Genomic DNA, 6,271 nt, shown 5'->3' with positions numbered 1-6,271 from the left:
CCCACTACCGGGCGGATTCCAGACTTGCACTGGTTAGAAACGTGCGCCGCCAGGCGCACTACTGAAAAGCGGCAGTGCCAGAGATGGCCCTGCCGTTTTTTGACCGGAATATATAGATATCAGGTTTCCTTTGAATGCAGCAACAGATGCCGCCGCCCTTTCGGACCTTAAACACACACAGGCAGTATCAGGGTAATGGCTGTTCCGCGCTGGTATTTGCTCCGTATCCGTATCTGGGCCTTATCTCCATACACCAGCATAAGCCTTTTCCAGGTGTTGGAAAGACCAATGTGCTGATAAGGAGTGTGATCGTCCAAAGTGCGGGAGAGGAGCTCCTCTCTCTGCTGCCGGGTCATGCCCATACCAGTATCAATGATATGGAGGTAGAGCAGCCCGTCTCTCTGATAGATCTTGATCTTCAGAAGGCATTCCCAGGCAGAGGGAGCGATCCCGTGGTGGATGGCATTTTCCAGGAGAGGCTGCATCACCAGCTTGATCATGGGAATGGGAAGGATGTCCGGATCATATTCCCAGATAATATGGAATTTGTCCTTGTAGCGGAATTTCTGGATGTAGAGATAGGCCTTGGAGTAGGCGATCTCGTTCTCTAGGGAAATCCGCTCATTGGGATCAGACAGGGTATAGTGCATGATGTCCGACAGATTCTCGATCAGTACGGAAACATCATTGGGGCCGCCGGTGAGCTGGAAGGCTTTCATGTGGATGGTCTCCAGGGTATTAAACAGAAAATGGGGATTGATCTGGGACTGCAGAGCCACTAACTCCAGGGTCTTTGCCTTATATACCTTTTCTGAGAGCTGGACTGTCAGGTATTCCTGCTTAATAAAGGTAGAGATCAGATTGGTGATAATATAGCTCTGTTCATCGTTGGCAGACTCCGGGACGGAAGGCAGGGGCTCACCGTTCTGGGCAGCATGGAAAATGTCCATGATGGTGTGGATGTTCCGGGAAATCCCTCTGCTGTTGGCGGCCGCCAGTCCAAGGGATACCAGGATGGACAATGCCACCAGGACACCTGTGATGTGGAGCAGCTGGGTGGGAATGGCATAGAGCTGGCGGTCAGGAATGATAGACACATAGAGAAAGGGAGCATCCTCATCTCTCAAAACAGAGATGGTATACCCATTTTCCCTGATGTGGACCTTGTGTTCCCCTGACGGCAGCGCCCCGAAGGCAGCATTGGCTTCCTCACCCAGCTTTTCCAGCAGCATAAGCTCCTTGGCGCCATGCACCTGGTCTGAGCCTGCAAGCAGTGTCCAACTGTCCGTAAACAGGTAGAGCTCCTGGTCGGAAAAGGTGCGCTGCTGCTTCAGGTAATCTCCGATCAGGGACGGCGTCACGTTGATGACAGCGATGCCCTGGGCGGTCTGATAATCCAGGGTCATGATTTTTTGGTAAATGGTGATCATGTCATGGAAAATGCCGTCCCCATCACTCTGCCTGCGGGGCTGGATGAAGGAGGTGCAGGTCCGGTCTCCGGTCAGAGCTTCATAATCTGCGAGCCAGCCAGTATCCTCCATATATTCAAGACGTGTAAGCCCCTTGTTGGATACAAGGATATTCCCGTAATCATTGGGCCAGTAAAGGTAGACCGACTCAATCCAGGGATTGGCATTCACAAAGGTATTTAAAATGGAGGAAAATATGGGGTATTTGACTGCATTGTGATAATCCAGGGTCTTTTCCTTTAATATGTGCTTTAACGAAAAGCCGGAAAAGGAATCCGGATTAAAGGTAGCTTCGATAGTGGTTCCGTCAGAGAGGATCTGCTTCATGAACTGGCTGGACTGCTCTAAGGATTTGAAGGCAGATTCAGAAGCCGTCTGGCGGATATCATAGCAGGTCAGATGAAAAGCCAGGGTTCCCAGCAGAATGATAGGAACGGAGCTGATGAAAAGCTGCCTTAAGAAATATTTCATAAAGGTTTTAGAGGGATGGTTCATCGGAAGGGCATTCTCCTTTCGGCAGTCCGTTTGTCCGGTATTCGCTGGGGGTGATGCCGTAGTACTGCTTGAAGGTCCTGGCAAAGTTTTTAGGATTGGAATATCCAACTGCCTCGCTGATCTCATAGATCCGGCAGTTATAGTCATTTAGCAGATCCACGGCCTTTTTCATCCGGCAGTCCGTCACGTAGTCAGCAAAATTAATTCCGGTTTTTTGTTTGAACAGCTTACTAATATAGAAAGGGTTCATATAGATTTCTTTTGACACCGATTCCAGGGTCACATTGTCCAGGTGTTCATTTACGATCCGCTTGATCGTGTTGATCATGTCAGCCGGTTCCTTTTTTTCAGGAGGCTCTTCGGTTCCATACTCTTTATCCAATTCATGGCGTATGTTCCCAAATACCTCAGAGATCTGTTCAAAGCGGGTGGGCTTTAACACGTAGTCAAAGGCGCGGTAGCGGAGTGCCTGCTGGATATATTCAAAGTCCTTATATCCGGTCAAAAAGACGATCTTGATCTTTGATCTTCGGGAATAGAGCTCTTTTGCCAGCTCCAGCCCGTCCATGATGGGCATGCGGATATCGCACAGAATGGCGTGTATGGTGTGGGCTGCGATAAAATCCAGGGCTTCCTTTCCATTTTGGCATTGCCCTGCCACCGTAAATCCAATGGTATTCCAGGGGATGTAGTTTGCCAGCCCAGTTCTGATTTCATATTCATCATCTACGATCAATAATTGATAGTTCATCTAAGATCCTCTTTCCAATGATCATTTACAAAATGCTTCCGGCTCAAGCTGTGCCGCTGACTGGTAATAGTATACAATGGTATAGGCGAAAAATCAAAGGGGTATGGGAATTTCACAAGAAAGATGACAAGAAAAGATACGATTATCAAAAAATGATACCACAAAATATACAAAAAATGATACGAATTCACAAAGCAGATGCCTGTTTGAAATGAAATGCTTATGTTACACTATAGCCATAAAACATTTTGGCCGAAATGAAAAAGAAGATGTAGAAAAAATCAGGAGGAAGGTACAGACATGAAGTGTTTGAAAAAAGGAATTGCATTGCTGACAGCAGTAGGAATGATCGCAGGAGCTGTTGCGGGCTGCGGAGGTTCAGGCAGTGCAGGTGATAACAGTGCTCAGGGAAATGGAGGCAGCAGCGCTGCAGCTCAGACAGAGGCAGGAGCCTCCGGCGATAAGGTAGTGCTCCGTTTTGCATGGTGGGGCGGTGAGGAACGCCACAATGCCACTCTGGAAGCGATCGCGAAGTATGAGGAGCTGAATCCCAACGTTACTATTGAGCCGGAATACGGCGGATTTGACGGATACCAGCAGAAGCTGATCACCCAGCTGTCCGGCAACAGCGCGGCAGACATTATCCAGATCGATCAGCCATGGCTGGCAGATATCAACAAGCAGGGCGATCTGCTGATGGATTTAAGCACCGTAGAGGCCATTGACTTAAGCCAGTTTGATGAGACCTTTTTAAAGAACTGCCTGGAGTTTGACGGAAAAGTCGTAGGCCTGCCCACCGGAATGAATACCAACGTATTTTTGTACAATAAGGACGTTTTACAGGATGACAGATTTGGCGCGGACAAGACCATTTCCTGGAAGGAGCTCATGGAGATCGGTACGGAGCTGCATGCCCAGGATCCGGATTTTTATCTGCTGAATGTAGAGCAGACCATCTTAAACCTGATGCTTCATTCTTATCTGAATCAGAAGACCGGAGAGTATATCTTCAATAATGATTATGAGAGAACCTTTACAGAGGAGCAGCTTGCAGAGGGCTTCCAGATGATCGTTGACTGGATCGACAATGGAGTGATCGAGCCGGCAGTGGTAAATGGAATCTATGTAAACCGCTGGTACGAGAATCCAAAGTGGATCGATGGAAAGCTGGGGATCTGCCAGGTATGGTTATCCTCCCAGTCAACCGCAACAGTTGACGGCGCCATTGATGTAGGCGTTATGCCGATGGTGAGGGATGCAGACGGCGTTGGAAGCGGCGTTATGATCCGTCCTTCTCAGGTTTACTCGATTCCAAGCTCCACAAAGTATCCGGAGGAAGCTACAAAGTTCTTAAACTGGCTGACAAATGATCCTGAAGCATCTGCGATCTTAAAGGATACCAGAGGTGTTCCGGCATCTGCAGCAGCCAGAGAGGTTCTGCTTGAAATGGGCATCTTAAGCGAGGAGAACAACCGCGTAGTAGAGAATGCCATGGCAGCAGGAGCCATGACCATCCCGAACCTGCCCACAGGCGATATGGAGCAGATGTGGCTGGATGCCATCCAGGAGGTAGAGTACAAGGTTGCAACTCCGGAGGAGAAGGCAAAGGAGCTGGTGACAGATTTTGATGAGCTTCTGGCTGAGTTGAAGGGTCAGCAGTAACACAATTAACCAGGGTACAAAATTAAAAATAGCTATTGCAGGCCGCAGAAGTTACCTTCTGTATGCGGTAGCTATTTTTTGTACCCTTTTTTCAGAAAAAGAGGAGTGTGTATGATGAAAGGCAAGAAGAAAAAGGCACTTTCGGACTATATCGGTCTGGTGTATGTGGCGCCGTGGATCATCGGTTTTCTGGCATTTACCATGTATCCGATCATGTCATCCATCTATTATTCATTTACGGATTTCTCCATCACCAGTGAGCCGGTGTGGATCGGCCTGAAAAATTATGTTGAGATCTTCACAAAAGACAAGCTGGCAGTGCCGTCTCTGGCCATTACCTTTAAGTACGTACTGCTGTCTGTTCCGGCAAAGCTGGTATTTGCGCTTTTCGTTGCCATGATCTTGAACACCAATATGAAGGGCGTGAATTTTTACCGTACCGTATATTACCTGCCGTCTATTCTGGGCGGAAGCGTTGCCATCGCTGTGCTGTGGCGCTTTTTGTTCCGTCGGGACGGTATTGTCAACCTGATCCTTCAGAACGTAGGCCTGCCTTATGTGGACTGGATCGGAAGTCCGAAATTTGCTCTTGGAACCGTAGCCCTGCTGGCCGTATGGCAGTTTGGTTCCTCCATGGTGCTTTTCCTGTCCGGTTTAAAGCAGGTTCCCCAGGAGTTATATGAGGCGGCAAGAGTGGACGGAGCGAGCAAGGCGCGCCAGTTCTTCTGCATTACGCTGCCAATGATCACTCCGGTTGTTTCCTTTAATGTGATCATGCAGCTGATCAACGGCTTCCAGGAATTTACCGGCCCCTATGTGGTGACGAGCGGAGGCCCTTTAAATTCTACCTATGTATTTGCGATCCATCTGTACAATAGTGCATTTAAGTATTTTCGGACCGGCTATGCCTCTGCATTGTCCTGGATCCTGTTTATGGCGATCATGGTATTTACAGTGATCCTGTTTCAGTTTTTTGAGCGGTTTACCTATTATGAGGATGGAGGGAAATTCTGATGAAACAACATGCGGGAAACAGAAAAGTAAAAGTGATACTCATGCAGATATTCATCATTGTCTTTGGCTTTGTAATGGTGTACCCGGTGCTTTGGATGATCTCATCTGCATTTAAAGAGAACCGCGACATTTTTACGGATATCGGACTGATGCCCACGGTCTTTAACCTGAATGCCTTTATTGATGGCTGGAAGGGCGTGGGGAATGCAAACTTCGGCGTATTTTTCTTAAACAGCTTTAAGATCGTAATTCCTGTGGTAGTGCTGACCCTGGTTTCCGGAATGATCGTTGCCTACGGCTTTGCGCGCTTCCAGTTTCCGGGAAAGAAGATCATGTTTTCCATCATGATCGCTACCCTGATGCTTCCCACCTCCGTGCTGACGATCCCTACCTATGTGATGTTCTCCAAGGTGGGCTGGGTCAATACCTATCTGCCTTTTATCGTTCCGGCGGCATTTTCCACCAGCGCCTTTTTCGTGTACATGCTGGTGCAGTTTGTCCGCGGGATCCCGAAGGAGCTGGACGAGGCCGCAAAGATCGATGGCTGCAACTCCTTCCAGATTTTAGTAAAAGTGATCGTGCCGCTCTGCAAGCCTGCCATCTTCTCTGCCGGGATCTTCCGTTTCATGTGGACCTGGAATGATTTCTTTGGAAACCTGATCTATATCAACACGGTTACCAAATATCCCATTTCCCTGGGACTTCGCATGGCGATCGACAATACGGCAGGAAGCGTAAACTGGAGCAGCATCATGGCCATGTCCGTGCTTTCGATCCTGCCGCCTGTGATCCTGTTCTTTGTGGCGCAGGACTACTTTGTGGAAGGTATTGCGACTACGGGTATTAAATAATGAAAGGTAACTGTTCAGTAGGTCAGCAC

At 48.5% G+C, this 6,271-nt stretch carries 5 protein-coding genes; 3 read left to right on the top strand and 2 right to left on the bottom strand.

What is annotated here, in order from left to right; translation table 11 throughout:
- Positions 1 to 167 precede the first annotated feature (167 nt).
- Both LIZ87_RS18815 and LIZ87_RS18810 read right to left on the bottom strand, forming a co-directional pair.
- On the bottom strand, positions 168 to 1,940 hold the full coding sequence (locus LIZ87_RS18815) for a sensor histidine kinase (protein ID WP_227148791.1): 1,773 nt from the start codon (positions 1,938 to 1,940) through the stop codon (positions 168 to 170).
- A 7-nt stretch (positions 1,941 to 1,947) separates the two neighbouring features.
- Positions 1,948 to 2,715: a response regulator transcription factor gene (locus tag LIZ87_RS18810; RefSeq protein ID WP_178313304.1), complete on the bottom strand. Its 768-nt coding sequence runs from the start codon at positions 2,713 to 2,715 to the stop codon at positions 1,948 to 1,950.
- A gap of 300 nt (positions 2,716 to 3,015) precedes the next feature.
- On the opposite strand from LIZ87_RS18810, the gene LIZ87_RS18805 reads away from it, so the two are divergent.
- From LIZ87_RS18805 to LIZ87_RS18795, 3 genes are all read left to right on the top strand, one after another.
- The gene (locus tag LIZ87_RS18805) at positions 3,016 to 4,377 is read left to right on the top strand and encodes an ABC transporter substrate-binding protein (RefSeq protein WP_178313305.1); all 1,362 of its coding nucleotides are present in this window, start codon (positions 3,016 to 3,018) and stop codon (positions 4,375 to 4,377) included.
- Positions 4,378 to 4,488: 111 nt separating this feature from the next.
- The gene (locus LIZ87_RS18800; protein WP_178313306.1) at positions 4,489 to 5,391 is read left to right on the top strand and encodes a carbohydrate ABC transporter permease; all 903 of its coding nucleotides are present in this window, start codon (positions 4,489 to 4,491) and stop codon (positions 5,389 to 5,391) included.
- Positions 5,391 to 6,242 (top strand): carbohydrate ABC transporter permease, encoded by an 852-nt coding sequence (locus LIZ87_RS18795; RefSeq protein WP_178313307.1) that lies wholly within the window; start codon positions 5,391 to 5,393, stop codon positions 6,240 to 6,242. Before LIZ87_RS18800 ends, LIZ87_RS18795 begins: the two co-directional genes overlap by 1 nt.
- Positions 6,243 to 6,271: the final 29 nt, after the last annotated feature.

Origin of the sequence: Lacrimispora sp. 210928-DFI.3.58, from assembly GCF_020554865.1 — a bacterium.
Lineage (GTDB): Bacteria > Bacillota > Clostridia > Lachnospirales > Lachnospiraceae > Enterocloster.
This window is presented reverse-complemented; position numbering and strand designations above follow the sequence as displayed.